Source organism: Pseudoxanthomonas japonensis (assembly GCF_010093445.1).
GTDB lineage: Bacteria > Pseudomonadota > Gammaproteobacteria > Xanthomonadales > Xanthomonadaceae > Pseudoxanthomonas_A > Pseudoxanthomonas_A japonensis.
This window is the reverse complement of record NZ_PDWW01000004.1, coordinates 24,308-40,897: the sequence shown is the minus strand read 5'-3', so window position 1 is coordinate 40,897 and position 16,590 is coordinate 24,308. Positions and strand designations below refer to the sequence as shown.

The 16,590-nt window shown below is 68.7% G+C and carries 20 protein-coding genes; 12 read left to right on the top strand and 8 right to left on the bottom strand.

The features are described from left to right. The first annotated feature begins 8 nt into the window (after positions 1 to 8). The gene (gene rpiA / locus CSC78_RS04615; RefSeq protein WP_162336738.1) at positions 9 to 659 is read left to right on the top strand and encodes a ribose-5-phosphate isomerase RpiA; all 651 of its coding nucleotides are present in this window, start codon (positions 9 to 11) and stop codon (positions 657 to 659) included. 27 nt (positions 660 to 686) lie between these two features. Here rpiA and CSC78_RS04610 read toward each other — a convergent pair whose 3' ends face one another. After that, a complete protein-coding gene (locus tag CSC78_RS04610; RefSeq protein ID WP_162336737.1) occupies positions 687 to 1,076 on the bottom strand; it encodes a transcriptional regulator in 390 nt (129 codons plus the stop codon). 152 nt (positions 1,077 to 1,228) lie between these two features. Between CSC78_RS04610 and CSC78_RS04605 the strand changes: the two genes are divergently transcribed. From CSC78_RS04605 to CSC78_RS04595, 3 genes are all read left to right on the top strand, one after another. Next, complete coding sequence (locus CSC78_RS04605; RefSeq protein WP_162336736.1) at positions 1,229 to 1,663, top strand: hypothetical protein; 435 nt, start codon at positions 1,229 to 1,231, stop codon at positions 1,661 to 1,663. A gap of 62 nt (positions 1,664 to 1,725) precedes the next feature. After that, positions 1,726 to 2,172 carry a DUF192 domain-containing protein gene (locus CSC78_RS04600; RefSeq protein ID WP_162336735.1) on the top strand — a complete coding sequence of 149 codons (447 nt, stop codon included), beginning with the start codon at positions 1,726 to 1,728 and terminating at the stop codon, positions 2,170 to 2,172. Positions 2,173 to 2,210: 38 nt separating this feature from the next. Continuing rightward, positions 2,211 to 3,059, top strand: a complete 849-nt coding sequence (locus CSC78_RS04595; protein ID WP_162336734.1) for a SirB1 family protein — start codon at positions 2,211 to 2,213, stop codon at positions 3,057 to 3,059. A 94-nt stretch (positions 3,060 to 3,153) separates the two neighbouring features. Here the strand turns inward: CSC78_RS04595 and CSC78_RS04590 are convergent, their stop codons facing one another. Next, positions 3,154 to 3,375: a rubredoxin gene (locus CSC78_RS04590; protein WP_083537922.1), complete on the bottom strand. Its 222-nt coding sequence runs from the start codon at positions 3,373 to 3,375 to the stop codon at positions 3,154 to 3,156. Between the two features lie 35 nt (positions 3,376 to 3,410). Between CSC78_RS04590 and thiE the strand changes: the two genes are divergently transcribed. From thiE to CSC78_RS04560, 6 genes are all read left to right on the top strand, one after another. Further along, positions 3,411 to 4,049, top strand: a complete 639-nt coding sequence (gene thiE / locus CSC78_RS04585) for a thiamine phosphate synthase (protein WP_162336733.1) — start codon at positions 3,411 to 3,413, stop codon at positions 4,047 to 4,049. Between the two features lie 101 nt (positions 4,050 to 4,150). After that, positions 4,151 to 5,443, top strand: a complete 1,293-nt coding sequence (gene hemL, locus CSC78_RS04580; RefSeq protein ID WP_162336732.1) for a glutamate-1-semialdehyde 2,1-aminomutase — start codon at positions 4,151 to 4,153, stop codon at positions 5,441 to 5,443. Then, positions 5,440 to 6,069, top strand: coding sequence for an HAD-IA family hydrolase (locus CSC78_RS04575; protein ID WP_162336731.1), 630 nt, complete (start codon positions 5,440 to 5,442; stop codon positions 6,067 to 6,069). Before hemL ends, CSC78_RS04575 begins: the two co-directional genes overlap by 4 nt. Before the next feature lie 66 nt (positions 6,070 to 6,135). After that, positions 6,136 to 7,254 carry a DJ-1/PfpI family protein gene (locus CSC78_RS04570; protein ID WP_162336730.1) on the top strand — a complete coding sequence of 373 codons (1,119 nt, stop codon included), beginning with the start codon at positions 6,136 to 6,138 and terminating at the stop codon, positions 7,252 to 7,254. A 3-nt stretch (positions 7,255 to 7,257) separates the two neighbouring features. Next, the gene (locus CSC78_RS04565; protein ID WP_162336729.1) at positions 7,258 to 7,947 is read left to right on the top strand and encodes a response regulator transcription factor; all 690 of its coding nucleotides are present in this window, start codon (positions 7,258 to 7,260) and stop codon (positions 7,945 to 7,947) included. After that, positions 7,944 to 9,227 (top strand): sensor histidine kinase, encoded by a 1,284-nt coding sequence (locus CSC78_RS04560; RefSeq protein WP_162336728.1) that lies wholly within the window; start codon positions 7,944 to 7,946, stop codon positions 9,225 to 9,227. The genes CSC78_RS04565 and CSC78_RS04560 overlap by 4 nt, the downstream gene beginning before the upstream one ends. Before the next feature lie 12 nt (positions 9,228 to 9,239). Here the strand turns inward: CSC78_RS04560 and CSC78_RS04555 are convergent, their stop codons facing one another. Beyond that, a complete protein-coding gene (locus tag CSC78_RS04555) occupies positions 9,240 to 10,463 on the bottom strand; it encodes an acetylornithine transaminase (RefSeq protein ID WP_162336727.1) in 1,224 nt (407 codons plus the stop codon). Positions 10,464 to 10,572: 109 nt separating this feature from the next. On the opposite strand from CSC78_RS04555, the gene CSC78_RS04550 reads away from it, so the two are divergent. Continuing rightward, entirely contained in the window at positions 10,573 to 11,457 is an 885-nt protein-coding gene (locus tag CSC78_RS04550; protein ID WP_162336726.1) for an ion transporter, read from the top strand. Positions 11,458 to 11,465: 8 nt separating this feature from the next. Here CSC78_RS04550 and CSC78_RS04545 read toward each other — a convergent pair whose 3' ends face one another. The 5 genes from CSC78_RS04545 to CSC78_RS04525 are packed head-to-tail and all read right to left on the bottom strand — an operon-like array spanning position 11,466 to position 14,429. Beyond that, on the bottom strand, positions 11,466 to 12,002 hold the full coding sequence (locus CSC78_RS04545) for a cysteine hydrolase family protein (protein WP_162336725.1): 537 nt from the start codon (positions 12,000 to 12,002) through the stop codon (positions 11,466 to 11,468). 25 nt (positions 12,003 to 12,027) lie between these two features. Further along, positions 12,028 to 12,465, bottom strand: coding sequence for a VOC family protein (locus CSC78_RS04540; RefSeq protein ID WP_162336724.1), 438 nt, complete (start codon positions 12,463 to 12,465; stop codon positions 12,028 to 12,030). Next, a complete protein-coding gene (locus CSC78_RS04535) occupies positions 12,462 to 12,920 on the bottom strand; it encodes an HIT family protein (RefSeq protein WP_162336723.1) in 459 nt (152 codons plus the stop codon). The genes CSC78_RS04540 and CSC78_RS04535 overlap by 4 nt, the downstream gene beginning before the upstream one ends. Continuing rightward, on the bottom strand, positions 12,917 to 13,738 hold the full coding sequence (locus CSC78_RS04530; RefSeq protein ID WP_162336722.1) for an SDR family oxidoreductase: 822 nt from the start codon (positions 13,736 to 13,738) through the stop codon (positions 12,917 to 12,919). The genes CSC78_RS04535 and CSC78_RS04530 overlap by 4 nt, the downstream gene beginning before the upstream one ends. Positions 13,739 to 13,772: 34 nt before the next feature. After that, positions 13,773 to 14,429: a protein kinase family protein gene (locus CSC78_RS04525; protein ID WP_162336721.1), complete on the bottom strand. Its 657-nt coding sequence runs from the start codon at positions 14,427 to 14,429 to the stop codon at positions 13,773 to 13,775. 68 nt (positions 14,430 to 14,497) lie between these two features. Between CSC78_RS04525 and CSC78_RS04520 the strand changes: the two genes are divergently transcribed. Next, complete coding sequence (locus CSC78_RS04520) at positions 14,498 to 16,525, top strand: bifunctional DedA family/phosphatase PAP2 family protein (RefSeq protein WP_162336720.1); 2,028 nt, start codon at positions 14,498 to 14,500, stop codon at positions 16,523 to 16,525. Positions 16,526 to 16,590 lie beyond the last annotated feature (65 nt).

The following is a 16,590-nucleotide window of genomic DNA, read 5'->3' as shown; positions in this document are numbered from 1 at the left end:
ATGACCCCATGAGCGAAGCAAAGCGCCTGGCCGGCGAAAAGGCCATCGAGTTCGTCGAGGACGGCATGATCGTCGGCGTCGGCACCGGCTCCACCGTGGCCTATTTCATCGATGCCCTGGGCGGCATCAGGGATCGCATCAAGGGGGCCGTGTCCAGTTCGGAACAGAGCACGGCGCGCCTGAAGCAGCACGGCATCGAGGTGCTCGACCTCAACCACACCGGCACGCTGTCGCTGTACGTGGACGGCGCCGACGAGTGCGATCCGCACAAGCGCCTGATCAAGGGCGGCGGCGCCGCGCTGACGCGCGAGAAGATCATCGCCGAGGCCAGCAAGCAGTTCGTCTGCATCGTCGACCCGAGCAAGCAGGTGCCGGTGCTCGGCAGGTTCCCGCTGCCGGTGGAGGTCATCCCGATGGCGCGCAGCCTGGTGGCGCGCGCGATCCTGGCGATGACCGGCGGCCAGCCGGTGTGGCGCGACGGCGTGACCACCGACAACGGCAACGTCGTACTGGACATCCACAACCTGTCGATCACCGATCCGGTGGCGATGGAACGCGAGATCAACCAGATTCCGGGCGTGGTCAGCGTCGGCCTGTTCGCGCGCCGTCCGGCGGACATCGTCATCGTCGGCGGCGAACCGCCCATCGTGCTGCGCTGATGGCCGTGCGCGGGCGGAAGCCCGCGCCTATGCCTCGCTCGAGAGCAGCTTCACGAGTTCTCCGACCACCTCGCGCTTTCTCTGCGGCAGCCGCAGGAAGGCGTCGATGACGTGGCGATCACGGCTGCCCACACCCGCCGGCCACACCGCCTGCGTCTCCGCCACGCGCGATCTCGCAGAGCTGCCGTAGCGAAGGGCATGGGGTTCCACACCCAACACGCTGGCGATCACCTGCAGCTTGTCCTGTGCCGGGATTGCCTTTCCCGCCAGCCAGCGCGACGTCGTCTGGAAGGTGACCGAGCGTCCGCGATAGTGGCTGTTGAACAGGTTGAACAACACCTTCGGGCGCACGTCATACCCCGCCTGCTGCATGGCATTCGCCAGCCGTTGCGAGAATTTTTCGCGCTCGTTGCCCATGGCGGCCACGTTAGCGGCGTGAAGTCACACTTATTCACTATCAGAGTTAATTGACGCGCACTTTTTGAGTTCATAGAGTGGCTGCGCATCGCGCAAACGAGCGGGATGATGCTCATCCACGCGATGCCATCCCCGGATACAGGACGACTCCGATGACATCGAAGGATCGCGATACCCATACCCCGACATCACCCGACGACACGCAGAACCTGCAGCCCGCGCTGCGGGAATCGTCCGGCGCACCCCTCGACGACGCCCTGCACCTGCTGCAGGTCGATCCGGGCCACAGCCTGGCGGATCCCGGACTTGCCCGCCTGACGCCCACCGGCCTGGATCGCCTGCTCCTCGCCGCGCGACACCAGGCCGACCGCAACCACGACGGCATCCTGCTGTTGCTGGATCTGCTGCAGCTCGCGCAGCGCGCGGAGGGTGCCGGCACACGCCGGCTGATGCCCGGCGTGATCCGCCAGTTGCGCCATCATGTGGAGGACCAGCGTCGCTGGCAGGCGCTCGCGGACAACGCGGCGTACTACCGCGACAACCGGCAGGTGGCCGAACGCATCGCTGCGCGGCTGGAAGCGGGCTGATCCCGGCCACGTCCGCGGAACCCGGCGCTACACTACGCGTTCTTTCGATGCCGGATGCCGACATGCGCCTTTCAACATGGTCCGTCCTCGCCGTCACCCTCCTCCTCAGCGCCTGCGCCAACGGCGGCCCCTGGGTCGAAGTGGGCGGTGAGCGGTTCAAGGTCGAGATCGCGGACGACGATGCCGAGCGGGCGCGAGGGCTGATGTTCCGCGACGAACTGGCGACCGGCACCGGCATGCTCTTCATCCACGAGGACGAGCAGCCGCAGGCGTACTGGATGAAGAACACCCGCATTCCGCTGGACATCCTGTACTTCGACAACGACCGCAAGCTGGTGACGCAGCAGCGCAACGTGCCGCCCTGTTCCGGCGGCAACCGCTGCCCGTCCTATCCCAGCGACCAGCCGGCCCGTTACGTGCTGGAGCTCAATGCCGGCGAGGCCGAGCGGCTGAAGCTGCAGGACGGTGCGGAAATGACCTTCGGCAAGGGTATTCCGCCGGTCCGCTGAGGCTTGATTGTGCGGCCGATTGGCCGCAGTCTGTGGCCATGGGGGATCGACTGACATTGCCGGAATGGAATGCGTTGGCCAGCCAGGCGGACGACACCGTACCGCTGCTGGAAACCGCGCTGCTGATCGCGCGCGACGAGTACCCCGACCTCGACGCCGACCTGTACGACACGCTGGTCCAGAGCCACGCCGAGCACCTGCGGCACGAGATCGGCACCATCGAGCCGTGGCCGCTGAAGATGGCCGCGATCAACCGCCACCTGTTCGACGAGCTCGGCTATACCGGCAACCACGACGAGTACTACGACCCGCGCAACAGCTACCTCAACCAGGTGTTCGAGCGCCGGCTGGGCAATCCGGTGTCGCTGGCAATGGTGCAGATGGAAGTCGCGCACCGGCTCGGCGTACCGCTGGACGGCGTGTCCTTCCCCGGCCATTTCCTGGTGCGGCTGCCGGTGGACGACGGGTTGCTGGTGATGGATCCGTTCAACGGCGGTCGGCCCCTTGGCGTGGACGAGCTGCGCGAACGCGCCAAGCCGCATCTCGGCGGCGACGTGCCGGACGATGCGGCACTGCTGCACATCCTCAATCCCGCCTCGCCGCGCGCGATCCTGGTGCGCACGCTGCGCAACCTGCATGGCGTCTACGCCGAGCGCGAGGAATGGGACCGCGCAGCGCGCAGCGCCGATCGCGTGCTGAAGCTGACGCCGGACCAGCCCGATGCCCTGCGCGATCGCGGACTGGCCTACCTGAAGATGGACTACAAGGCAGGGGCTCAGCGCGACCTTGCGCGCTACCTGCACCTGTCGCCGGAAGCGAACGACGCCCCGGCGATGCGCGAGCAGCTGGTGGAGCTCAACGCGGTGCGCACCTCGCGGATGCATTGATGCGGCATGCATCTGCATCCGTGGGAGCGACGTAAGTCGCGATGAAGCCTCGCGGGACCGCCATCGCGACTTACGTCGCTCCCACAACCACAGCTCAATCCAGCTCCACCATCTCGAAATCGTCCTTGCCCACGCCACAATCCGGGCAGGTCCAGTCGTCCGGAACATCCTCCCACCGCGTGCCGGGGGCGATGCCCTCCTCCGGCAGTCCGTCCGCCTCGTCATAGATGAAACCGCAGACCACGCACATCCAGGTGCGGAACATGGTGTCGGTGGCGTCGGTCATCGGATAATGCCGGCTGGAAGGAGCGGCCATTGTCCCATCGCCGCCCGCGCACCGGAAGTTCATCGATGACCTCGCTGCCGCCGTCCGTCCGCCCTGCCCGCGGGCTGTACCTGATTACGCCGGAGGAAACGGACACCTCGCGCCTGCTGGCGCGCGTGTCCGCCGTGTTGCCGCATGCCACCTGGCTGCAGTACCGGCAGAAGGGCGCGGATGCCGGTCTTCGCCATGCGCAGGCCGCGGCCTTGCAGGCACTGTGCACGCAGGCCGGCGTCCCGCTCATCATCAACGACGATGCCGCCCTCGCCGCCGACGTGGGCGCCGCGGGCGTTCACCTCGGCGAAGACGACGGCGATATCGCGGCCGCGCGTGCCTTGCTGGGACCGCTGGCCATCGTCGGCGCGTCTTGCTACGACGACGTAGCGCTGGCCGAGCGCGCGGTGGCGGCGGGCGCCAGCTACGTGGCCTTCGGCGCCTTCTTCCCGACCACCAGCAAGGTCACCACGCGGCGCGCGACGCCGGCGCTGCTGGCCGCAGCAGCAGTATTGGGGGTCCCGCGGGTGGCGATAGGCGGCATAACGCCCGACAATATGGGCCCGCTGGTGGCCGCCGGCGCCGACCTGGTCGCCGTGATCGGCGGCGTATTCGAGGCGCCTGACCCGCTGGCTGCTGCGAAGGCGTACCGGCAAGCCTTCGCGGGCGCCTGATGCGTTGTGGGGGCGACGTAAGTCGCGATGATGGGCCGACGGTGGTTCATCGCGACTTACGTCGCTCCCACAGCGCAAATCTCCCCCTTTCTGGAACTCCCATGAACCACGACCAGTCCCACGCCCTCTTCGCCCGCGCCCAGCAGTTGCTGCCCGGCGGCGTCAATTCGCCGGTGCGCGCGTTCAAGTCGGTGGGCGGCGAGCCGTTCTTCGTGCAGCGCGCGGATGGCGCGTACCTGCACGACGTCGACGGCAACCGCTACATCGACTACGTCGGCTCGTGGGGCCCGATGATCGTCGGCCACAACCACCCCGCCGTGCGCGATGCGGTGCAGAACGCCATCCAGAACGGGCTGTCGTACGGCGCACCCTGCCCCGCCGAAGTGACCATGGCGGAGACCATCACGCGGCTGGTGCCGTCGTGCGAGATGGTGCGCATGGTCAACTCCGGGACCGAGGCCACGCTGTCGGCGATCCGTCTGGCGCGTGGTGCCACCGGGCGCAACCGCATCGTCAAGTTCGAAGGCTGCTACCACGGCCACGGCGACTCGTTCCTGGTGAAGGCCGGCAGCGGCATGCTGACGCTGGGCGTGCCGACCTCGCCCGGCGTGCCGGCTGGCCTCAGCGAACTGACGCTGACACTGAGCTACAACGACTTCGAAGGTGCGACACAGCTGTTCGAACAGTTTGGCGGCGAGATCGCCTGCCTGATCATCGAACCCGTGGTCGGCAACGCCAACTGCCTGCCGCCGCGCGAGGGCTACCTGCAGCACCTGCGCGACCTGTGCACGCAGCACGGTGCGCTGCTGATCTTCGACGAAGTGATGACCGGCTTCCGCGTCGCGCTCGGCGGCGCACAGGCGCATTACGGCATCACCCCGGATCTCACCACGTTCGGCAAGATCATCGGTGGCGGCATGCCGGTGGGCGCCTACGGTGGCCGCCGCGAGCTGATGCAGCAGATCGCGCCGGCCGGCCCGATCTATCAGGCCGGCACGCTGAGCGGCAATCCGGTGGCGATGGCCGCGGGCCTGGCGATGCTGGACCTGATCCAGGCGCCCGGTTTCCACGACGGCCTTGCCACCGCCACGGCGACGCTGTGCGACGGCATGGAAGCGGCCGCGCGCGAGGCCGGCGTCCCGCTGACCACCACGCGCGTCGGCGCGATGTTTGGCCTGTTCTTCACCGACCAGCAGGTCGACACCTACGCACAGGCCGTGGCTTGCGACACCGCGGCGTTCAACCGCTTCTTCCACGCCATGCTGGAGCGGGGCGTGTACCTGGCCCCGTCGGCATTCGAAGCCGGCTTCATGTCCAGCGCGCACACGCCGGACGTGATCGAGGCGACGCTGGCCGCCGCTCGCGAGGCCTTCAAGGTGGTCGCGGCGGGATGAAGCCGCGGATCCACCAGGTGCTGTTCGATTTCGACGGCGTCCTGGCGCACTACCGCCACGAGGTGCGCATCGCGCATCTCGCCACGCATGCGAAGTGCGAACACGAACACGTCCGCAGCGTGCTGTTCGCCTCCGGCCTGGAAACCGAATACGACAGCGGCGCCATCGATACCGCGACCTATCTGCGCCGGCTGGGCGACGGCATCGGCGAAACGATCGACGAAGGCACCTGGATCGCCTCGCGGATGGCCGGCAGCACCGCCATCGACGATGTGCTGACCAGGATCGCCGCGCTGCACGCGGACGTGGCGATGGGCGTGCTGACCAACAACGGCGCGCTGATGACGCAGGCCATTCCGCGCATCGTCGCGCCGCTGGCGTCGCGGATCGAAGGCCGCGTGCTGACCAGCGGTGGCCTGCAGCGGCGCAAGCCGGCACCGACGACGTTCACGCATGTGCTCGACGTGCTCGGCTGGGACGCAGCGAGCACGCTGTTCGTCGACGATCTTTTCACCAATGTGCAGGGCGCGCGCGAGGCCGGCCTGCACGCGGAGACCGTCACCGACGCCCGCAGTCTCCGCAAGGCGCTGAAGCGCTACGTGTTCGGGCCGCAGACCGGCTGGTAACGGCGGCCTTTGAAACTTGATTGATACGGCAACGGGACACTGGTGGCCACCCATCGGAGACCCGCCATGTTCCCCCGCCACCGCTTTCTGCTCGCCTGTCTGCTGGCCGTCGGCATCGCAGGCCACGTGTATGCCGGCGATGCCGGCCGCATCCTGATCGTCGTCAGCGGCGAAGGCCGCGACCAGGGCAAGACCCGTCCCGGCTACGAATTCGACGAACTCTCGCAGGCGTGGCTGATCTTCAAGGCCAACGGCTTCGCCATCGATGTCGCCAGTCCGCAGGGGGGCGCGGTCGAAGCCGACAAGTACAACCCGCAGGAGCCTTTCAACGCCGCCCTGCTCGCCGATGCCGACGCCATGCGCGTGCTGGCCAATACACGCGCGACGAAGGAAGTGAAGGCGACGGACTACGCCGCTGTCTATGTCGTTGGCGGCAAGGGTGCCATGTTCGACCTGCCGCACGACGCGGCGCTGGTCGCCCTGCTGGCCGATGCCTACGAAGGCGGCGCGGTGATCGGCGCGGTCTGCCACGGCCCGGCCGCACTGGCCGACGTGCGCCTGCGCGACGGAACGCCGCTGGTGCAGGGCAAGGCAATGACCGGATTCACCAACGAGGAAGAAGCCCTGTTCGGCAAGCGCTGGGCGAAGGAGTTCCCCTGGTTGCTTGAGGACCGGCTGCGCGAACGTGGCGCCCAGTGGCAGGAAGCACCGCTGATGATGGTCAAGGTGGTCGTCGACGGACGCCTGGTCACCGGCCAGAACCCCTACTCCACCGCCGGCATGGCCGAGGCCATCGTGCGCACCACCGGCCGCACGCCCGTTGCACGCACGCCATGGCGCGACGAATTGACGATGGCACTCGCGGCGCAGGCGCGCGACGGCGACATCGCGGGCGCACGCGATGCCTTGGCTGCCGACACCACGCGCTACCACGTCGACCTGCTCGGCCTGCTCGGCTACTACCAGGCACAGGCTGCGACGCGTGACGGGGACCTGCGTCCTGCGCTGCAATTGATGCAGTTGGCGATGCCCTACATGGCGCAGCCCGAGTTGAAACTGGGCGCGGCCGAGGCGCATCTCCGGCTCGGCGAACGCGATGAAGCACGAGCGCTGGTGCAGCGCGTGCTGGCCGCGACACCCGACATGAAGGAAGCTAAGGCCCTCCTGCAACGCATCGACGGCTGAACAATGACGGCTTCCCGGCTGCGCCTCCTGGTGATCGAAGACAACCCGCTGCTGCGCGCGCAGCTGGACGGGTTGTTGTCGGCGGAGGGCATCGAGGCCGATTTCGCCGGCGACGGGCTCAGCGGATTACAGATGGCGCTGTCATCGCCGCCGGACGTGCTGGTGCTCGACCTCGGGCTGCCGGGCCTGGACGGCCTGCGCCTGTGCGAACGCCTGCGTGCAGAAGCCGACCGGCATGTGCCGGTGCTGATGCTGACCGCACGCGATGCGCTGGAGGACAAGCTGCAGGGCTTCCGCGCCGGTGCCGACGACTACCTGGTCAAGCCGTTCGCCGGCGCGGAGCTGCTGGCGCGCTGTATCGCGCTGTCGCAGCGTCACCGTGCGGGGCAGACGCATGTGCTGCGGATCGGCACATTGCAGGTAGACAGGCGCAACGGACGTGCGCAGCGGGACGGTCGCGACCTGGACCTGCACGCGACCAGCTACCAGATCCTGCTGGCATTGGCCGAGGCCTGGCCGCGCACGCTGACGCGCAGCGAGCTGATCCAGCAGCTGTGGGGCGACGCGCCGCCGGAGTCCTACCCGCTGCGCACCCATCTGTACCTGCTGCGGCAGGCGCTGGACAAACCGTTCGCCATGCCGATGCTGAAGACCGTGCACGGCGTCGGTTTCCGGCTGGAGGCCGATGCATGACGCCGCTTGCCACACCACCGCGCCGACGCCTGCGCAACCGTCTGATGCTGGCGTTCGCCGGCTTCACCGGGCTGGTTACCGTGCTGTTCGCCCTCTACGTGGTGCTGTTCGTCTACACGGTGGAAGACCAGCTGTTCGAGACGATGCTGGACCGCGAGGTCGCCACGCAGCAGGCGTACCACGACGGACACGGACGCTGGACCACACCCCGTGACGGCTTCATGTCCATCGTCCCGGCGGCATCGGACCTGCCTGACGGCATCGCCGCCGTGCTGCGCGAGGAACCGCGGCGGCGCGAGTTCACAGGCCGCGCAGGTCGCCACTACCACCTGCGCCTGCTGCAGCCGCACGATGCGGATGAGGCGCCTGCCTGGCTGGTCGCGGAAGTCAGCGCGCTGCTCGTCGTCCGGCCCATGCGTGGGCAGATCCTGCACCTGCTCGCGTGGTCGGGCGTGGCCATGGTGGCGCTCGCGCTGTTGCTGGGCGGCTGGCTGGCGCGGCGCACCACCGCGCCGCTGTCGCGGCTTGCGGATGCCGTCGCCGACGCGACACCGGAACGGCTCCCGCCCGGTTTCGCCGCGGGCTTCGCGGACGATGAGGTGGGCGTGGTCGCGTGCCGGCTCGACAACCTGATCGCGCGCGTCGGCGAGTTCGTCGAACGCGAACGCGAGTTCACCCGCGATGCCAGCCACGAACTGCGCACGCCCCTGACCGTGATCCGCACCGCGACCGAGCGCTTGGGCACGGAACCCGGCCTGTCGGAGGGCGCTCGGCGCCACCTCGACCACATCGCACAGTCGGCACGTCAACTGGAGCAGACGGTCGTCCTGCTGCTGTCGCTGGCGCGGGAGCAGACCTCGACCGAGGCGGCGCTGGCGATCCCCGTACTGCCGGTGCTCGAACGGGTCATCGTCGAGCAGTCGCCGCTACTGGAACACAAGCCGGTCGACGTGCAGGTCGATGTCGACGGCGACATCTTCGCCGCACTGCCGGCGGCCGTGCTGAACATCCTGCTGTCGAACCTGGTCGGCAACGCCTTCGCGCACACCCGCGCAGGCCGCATCGTGGTCGACATGGATGGCCGCACGTTGCGCGTCAGCAACCCGGGCGGCGACGTGCAGGAGCGCGATTTCGCACCCTTCGCGAAAGGCGGCGAGAGTAGCGGCTTCGGCCTGGGCCTGGCCATCGTGCGGCGGCTCTGCGAGCGCCACGGCATCGCGCTGCGCATCGACACCGTGTCCGGCCGGACGATCGCACGGCTTACTCTGCCGGCGGCCTGATCCCGAGTCCCGTCAGCCTGCGAATGCCCGCAGCGCGGTATGCAGGCGCTTCAGCCCTTCGGCCACTTCCGCGTCGGTGATGTTGAGCGACGGCACGAAGCGCAGCACATCGGGGCCGGCCTGCAGCATCAGCAGGCCCTGTGCCGCGGCGAGATCCAGCACTTCGCCGGCGCGGCCGGCGTACTTCGCATTGAGCACCGCGCCCAGCATCAGGCCGCGACCGCGCACCTGCGAGAACAGGCCGAGCTCGGCGTTGATTGCATCCAGTCCCTTGCGCAGGGCGGCCGACTGGCGCGCCACGTTGTTGGCGATCTGCGGCGACGCCAGCTTGCGCAGCGCCACGCGTGCGACGGCGGCGGCCAGCGGATTGCCGCCGAAGGTGGTGCCGTGCGCGCCGAACTGCATCACCTCGGCCACCTTCGGTCCGGCCAGCATCGCGCCGATCGGGAAGCCGCCGCCCAGCGCCTTCGCCAGCGTCACGATGTCCGGCACCACGCCGTCCTGCCAGTGCGCGAACAGCGTGCCGGTGCGGCCCATGCCGGCCTGGATCTCGTCCAGCACCAGCAGCGCGCCATGGTGGTCGCACAGCGCACGGACGGCGCTCAGGAAGCCGGGGGCGGCCGGCATCACGCCGCCCTCGCCCTGCACCGGCTCGAGCATCACCGCGGCGACGTCGCCGCACGACATGGCGATCTCCAGCTGGGTCAGGTCGTTGAAGTCGACATAGCGGAAGCCGGCCGGCAACGGCTCGTAGCCTTCCTGGTACTTGGGCTGCGCGGTCGCGGTGACCGCCGCCAGCGTCCGGCCGTGGAAGCTGCCGCGGAAGGTCACGATGACGCGCTGGTCCGGCGCACGGCCCTGCGAGGTCGCCCACTTGCGCACCAGCTTGATCGCCGCTTCGTTGGCTTCCGCACCGGAGTTGCACAGGAACACGCGCTCGGCGAAGCGCGAGGCGCTCACCAGTTCCTCGGCCAGGCGCAGCGGCGGCTCGCTGTAGAACACGTTGCTGGTGTGCCACAACTTGCCCGCCTGCTCGGTGAGCGCGGCGACCAGGTCCGGATCGTTGTGGCCCAGACCGCACACGGCGATGCCGGCCGACAGGTCCAGGTACTCGCGGCCCTCGCTGTCCCAGACGCGCGCGCCCTGGCCGCGCTCCAGGATCACCTCACGCGGACGGTAGACCGGCAGGTAATAGCGCTGTCCGTTCGACAGCAGGTCGGGGGTCGTGGCGCTCATGGCGGAACCGCAGTGGCAGCAGGAGCGCATATTGTGACGCATGCCGGTGGGGGCTGCAGTTGCAGAACGACGACGCACGCAGCGGTCGCTTGGTGCATCATGGCGGCCCATGAAGTTCCAGCCGCGCCTGTTCTCCGACCCGCAGCTCAACCCCGCCACGGAGGATGGCTGGCGCAGGCGCTGGTTCGACATCATCTACCGGCACGACACGCCGCCCTCGCGCAATTTCGATCTGGTGCTGGTGCTGGCCATCCTCGCCAGCGTCATCGTCATCATGCTCGACAGCGTGCAGTCCTTCCACGCGCGCCACGCCGGCGTTCTGTACGCGCTGGAGTGGGCCTTCACGCTGCTGTTCACCGCGGAGTACGTACTGCGGCTGGCGACCGTGCGACGCCCGCTGCGCTACGCGGTCAGCATCTGGGGAATCATCGACCTGCTGTCGATCCTGCCCACCTACCTGTCGGTCCTGGTACCGGGCGCGCAGAGCCTGCTGGTGGTGCGCATCCTGCGCATCCTGCGGCTGTTCCGCATCCTCAAGCTGACGCAGTACGTCGAGGAGAGCGGCCAGCTGGTGGGCGCGCTGTGGCGCAGCCGCCGCAAGATCTTCGTCTTCATCTGCGCCGTGCTGACGCTGGTGGTCATCTTCGGCGCACTGATGTACGTCGTGGAAGGCCCCGAGCACGGGTTCACCAGCATTCCCACCAGCATGTACTGGGCCATCGTGACCATGGCGACCGTCGGCTTCGGCGACATCGCGCCGCAGACGACGGCCGGCCGCGCCATCACTTCGGTGCTCATCCTGATCGGCTACAGCATCATCGCCGTGCCTACCGGCATCTACACGGCGGAACTGGCGAGCAGCCTGCGCGAAGCCTCGCACGAGCGGGGTCACCTGGACCGCCGCGGTTGCCCCGAGTGCGGGCTGGAAGGGCACGATCCCGATGCCCTGCACTGCCGCCACTGCGGTACGCGACTCCCTGCACCGATCGGCTGACAGCCTCGTCAGCCGGCGAACGCGATCTCCGCCGCCGGCAGCGCACGGATGCCCACGCCGAAGCTGCGGATCGCCGGCAGCGTGGCGTTGTGGTGGGCGCGGATCTGTGCGGCATCGGCATGCGCCTTGTCGTGCGTGGTGTGCGCATCCGACGCCAGCACCACGTGGTAGCCGTGCGCGGCAGCGCTGCGCGTGGTGGTGTCCACGCAGAACTCGGTGGCGTAACCGCACAGCACCACGCCTTCCACGCCACAGAACGACAGCACTTCGTCCAGCCCGGTGCGCAGGAACGAGTCCGGCGTGGTCTTGCGGATGCGGTGGTCGCCCTCGACGACCTGCAGCGCCGGGTGCAACGCCCAGCCTTCGGATTCCGCCTCCAGATCGCCACCACGCTCGTGCTGCACGAAGACCACCGGGGCGGCGGCTTCGCGCGCCTTCTGCGCCAGCGCATTGATCCGCGCAACGACGGCATCGGCATCGGCCGGCGGCGGTTGCGGCTCGAACAGGCCACGCTGCACATCGATCACGACCAGGGCGAGATTCATCGGACGGACTCCTTGTTCGGCTGCGTTACCAGCTTCCCGTATTCGGCATCGAAAGCCAAGGCTCCTGCGGCGGCAGCGATGCGCCCTTCTGCAGCAGTTCGATGGAGATCAGGTCCGGCGTGCGCACGAACGCCATGCGTCCGTCGCGCGGCGGGCGGTTGATGGTGATGCCGAGCGACTGCAGGTGCGCGCACAGCGCGTAGATATCGTCGACCTCGAAGGCGAGGTGGCCGAAGTTGCGTGCGCTGCCGTAGTCCTCGGGCGGCGTACCGTCTTCCGGCGGCCAGTTGTAGGTCAGTTCGACTTCCGCTTCCGGATTGGCCGGCGCGCCGAAGTACACCAGCGTGAAGCGGCCCTGCGGACTTTCCATGCGCCGGGTTTCGGTCAGGCCCAGACCCTCGGTGAGGAAACGGCTGGTTGCGTCCAGGTCGTGGACACGGATCATGGCGTGCAGGTATTTCATGGCAGGCTCGTCGTGAGGGAAGAAGTGGCTTCGGCCAGTTGACGGCGCACGTTGTCCGCCAGCCTGTCCAGCAGGTCGCGCGGCGACGGTGCAGGCGGACCGTGCGGATACAGCCCAAGCAGGCCATCCCCGTGTTGCCGTGGCTGCACATGCAGGTGAACGTGCGGCACCTCCTGCCCGCCAGCGTCGCCATTGGACTGCCAGAGGTTCAGTCCGGGCGGATCATCCACTGCGCGCAGCGCCCGCGCGATGCGCACCGCAAGCTGCATCATCTCCGCAGCGGTATCGGGCGGCAGGTCGTAGAGCGTCTCGACATGGGCGCGCGGCACGACCAGGACGTGGCCGGGCACCCCCTGTCGCAGGTCCATGAAGGCGACCACGTGGGTGCCTTCCGCCACGCGACTCGCGGATGCCTCGCCTCGGACAATCGCGCAGAAGGGACAGTCGTCGCTCATGGGTCGAGGAAGAGATCCGGCAGCAACGTCTGCGAGGCCTCGACGGCGTACGGCGCGAAGTCGGTGACACCAGCCTCGCGCAGCACCTCCTCGTCGATCAGGAACCGGCCGTGGAAGCCGCGGGCCTCGCGCACCAGCACCACATGTGCGGCATCGGCGACGATTTCCGGCGTGCGGCAACGTGGAATCTCGACGCCGGGAATCATGTTCAGCGCATCGGTGGCGATGATGGTGCGCGGCCACAACGCGTTCACGGCGATGCCCTGCGGACCGAACTCGCCGGCCAGGCCCAGCGTCACGAAGCTCATGCCCATCTTCGCCAGCGTGTAACCGGTATGCGGCGCCCACCATTTCGGATCCAGCGACGGGGGCGGCGCCAGCGTCAGGATGTGAGGGTTCGCGGCCTGCATCAGGTACGGAAGCGCAGCCTGCGCGCACAGGAAACTGCCGCGCGCATTGACCTGCTGCATCAGGTCGAAGCGCTTCATCGGCGTGTCCAGCGCGCCGGCCAGCCAGATGGCGCTGGCATTGTTGACCAGGATGTCGATGCCGCCGAAGGCGTCGGCCGTGGCGGCCATCGCGGCCTTCACCTCGTCCTCTTCGCGGATGTCGCACTTCAGCGCCAGGCCGCGTCCACCGGCGTCGTTCACCGCCTGCGCGGCGGTGTGGATGGTGCCGGGCAGTTTCGGATTCGGCACCGACGACTTGGCGGCGATCGCCACGTTGGCGCCATCGCGCGCCGCGCGCAGGGCGATGGCCAGGCCGATGCCGCGGGAGGCGCCGGTGATGAAGAGGGTCTTGCCGGCCAGCGAGGTCATGGCGTGCTCCGGGGAGGAATGGGTGCGGCGGCGCTCACGGTTTCGGTCCCTGTCCCTCGTTGTCTTCCCACTTGAGGAGGCGACGGGTGATGAAGCGATAGACGGGCTTGCCGGTGTGGAACCACAGGTCGCGCAGCCACGACGTGCGCTTCAGCACGCGCCGCTCGACAGGCGTGATGGATGCGGCGCAGTACATGCGCTTGTGCTTGAGCAGGTGGCGCAGGTCCTGGCGCGCCAGCAGGCGCATCCAGCGCGAGCGCGGATCGCCGCGGGTGGCGAGCTGGAAATCGATGATGGCGGGGCGTCCATCGGCCAGCACCAGCCAGTTGGCTTCCTTGGCGAGGTCGTTGTGCGCGATGCCGCGACGGTGAAGTTGCTGCAACAACCGGCGGGCGGCGCGGAAATAGGCCAGGTCGCCGCGCGGAGGACGCTGGTACATCGCCGCGCCCTCCATGTAGCTGCGGTCCAGCCGGCGACCCGTCCAGTCCAGCAGCTGCGGGACGTCGGCCATGCCGGCGACCTTGCGCAAGGCCAGGGCCTCGCGACGCGCCAGCCACCAGGCCGGCAGTCGCAGCCACAGCGGCACGTGCGCTAGGTCGCGCCGCACGAACGGCCCGTCGGGTCCCTGCATCAACGAGATGCGGCCGAAGCTGTCGGCCTTGAGTGCAGCGATTTCGGAAGGCGAGCGCAAGTCCACCCCGTCATTCTACGTCCATAGGTCGCAGACGCGGGTCATGTACCGCCGCCTATAATCCGCCGATGGAAGCCTCCTGGTTCGACAACCTGCTGGCCTGGATCAGCGCGCATCCCGTGGCCGCAGGGCTGGTGATCTTCGCGATCGCGTTCTGCGACGCGGTGATCATCCTCGGCGCCATCGTGCCGGCCCTGCCGCTGCTGTTCGCGGTGGGCGTGCTGATCGGGCTGGGCGAAATCTCCGGTCCCTACGCCGTCGTCTGCGCCACGCTGGGCGCGCTGATCGGCGATGCGACGAGTTACTGGGTCGGCCACCGCTGGGGCCAGCAGCTGCGCACGGTGTGGCCGTTCCGCAAGTACCCGCAGTTGCTCGACCGCGGCGAGATCCTGTTCCGCCGCAATGCGTGGAAGAGCATCTTCATCGCCCGCTTCGTCGGCCCGATCCGGCCATTCGTGCCTGCGGTCGCCGGCATCTCGCGCATGCCGCTGCGGCGCTACGTGGTGGCCAGTGGCGCGGCCTGCGTGGCGTGGGCCGCCGCGTTCCTGTTGCCGGGCTGGGTGCTGGGCCATGCCTACGACGCGGTCGCGGCGGTGGCCGGGCGGCTGGCGCTGGTGCTGGGCCTGATGGTCGTGGTGCTGGCCGTGGCATGGGCGCTGGTGCTGTACACCTACCGCTGGTTCGCCGCGCATGCGGACGCGCTGCTGGCGCGCGTGCTGGGGTGGTCGCACGCGCATCCGGTACTGGGCCGCTACACGGCAGCCGTGTTCGACCCGGCACGGCGCGAATCGGTGCCGCTGGCGCTGCTCGCCATCCTGCTGCTGGCCATCGTCTGGGTGTGGTTCGCGTTCCTCGTCATCGTGATCGGCCACGGCGAACCGCTGGCGGTCGACCTGTGGGTCTACGAACTGATGCGCGCCCTGCGCAATCCGCTCGCGGACTACCCGCTGGCGGCGATCGCCTCGCTCGGCGACGAGCAGGTGCTCGCGCCGGCCTCGCTGCTGGTGCTGGGCTACCTGTGCTGGCGCAAGCGCTGGATGGCGGCCGGGCATTGGCTGGCGGCGCTGGCGTTCGGTCTGGCGCTGACGGCGTGGCTCGGTGCATCGGTCGACATTCCCAAGCCGCCGAGCGTCAGCAGCGGCTTCGGCTTCCCGTCGATCGCGGTGACGATGTCGACGATCACCTTCGGCTTCTTCGCGGTGCTGATCGCGCGCGAACTGCCGGGCCGCACGCGGGTGTGGCCGTACCTGGTGTCGGGCCTGGTGGTGGCGCTGATCGGCTTCGCGCGCATCTACCTGGGCGCACACTGGTTGAGCGACATCATCGGCGGCATGTTGTTCGGCCTGGTCTGGCTGCTGGTGCTCGGCATCGCCTACCGCCGGCGCATGGTGCGCTCGTTCTGGATCAAGCCGATCGCATGGCTGTTCTACGGCAGCTTCGTGCTGGCGGCGTTGTGGCATGCGCCGCGCAACGTGGACACCATGCTGGCGCAGTTCCAGGCGCCGGTGATCGAGCGCTCCGTCGCCCTGCAGGCCTGGTGGAACGACGGCTGGCAGTCGCTGCCGGCGCGACGCAACGAGTTCGACGATGCGCAGCGCTGGCCCCTCGACGTTCAACTCGCCGGTCCGCTGGCGCCGTTGAAGGCGACGCTGTCGGCCGCCGGCTGGCGCGAGCAGCCGCAGGCGGGCTGGGAAGACGCCCTCAACCTGCTCGACATCGACCTGGCGGACGACAGGCAACCGGTGCTGCCGGCCACGCTGGACACGCGCGCCGAGAGCCTGCTGATGCTGCGTGATGGCGACCAGCCGGGCGAGATCTACGTGTTGCGCCTGTGGCCGGCCGACACGCGCCTGCAGCCGGGCGACGTGCCCTTGTGGATCGGCAGCGCGCAGGTGATGCAGCAGCAGCGCGCGTTCAACCTCATCCGCCTCTGGCGGCCATTGCGCGAGGCGCGCACGGCACTGGATGCGGTGACGCAGGCCACGTCGGACCTCGACCATGCGATCGCACCGCATCCCGATTCCGGGCTTCCGGTGCTGCGCCTGCGTACCGAGGGCGCGGACGTCCGTCCACCCGCGACGTCGGAAGACAAGTAGAGCGGAGCTTGCTCCGCTTGCAGCATCCGCGCTTTACGGACAGGCATGCGCAGTCGAGCAAGCTC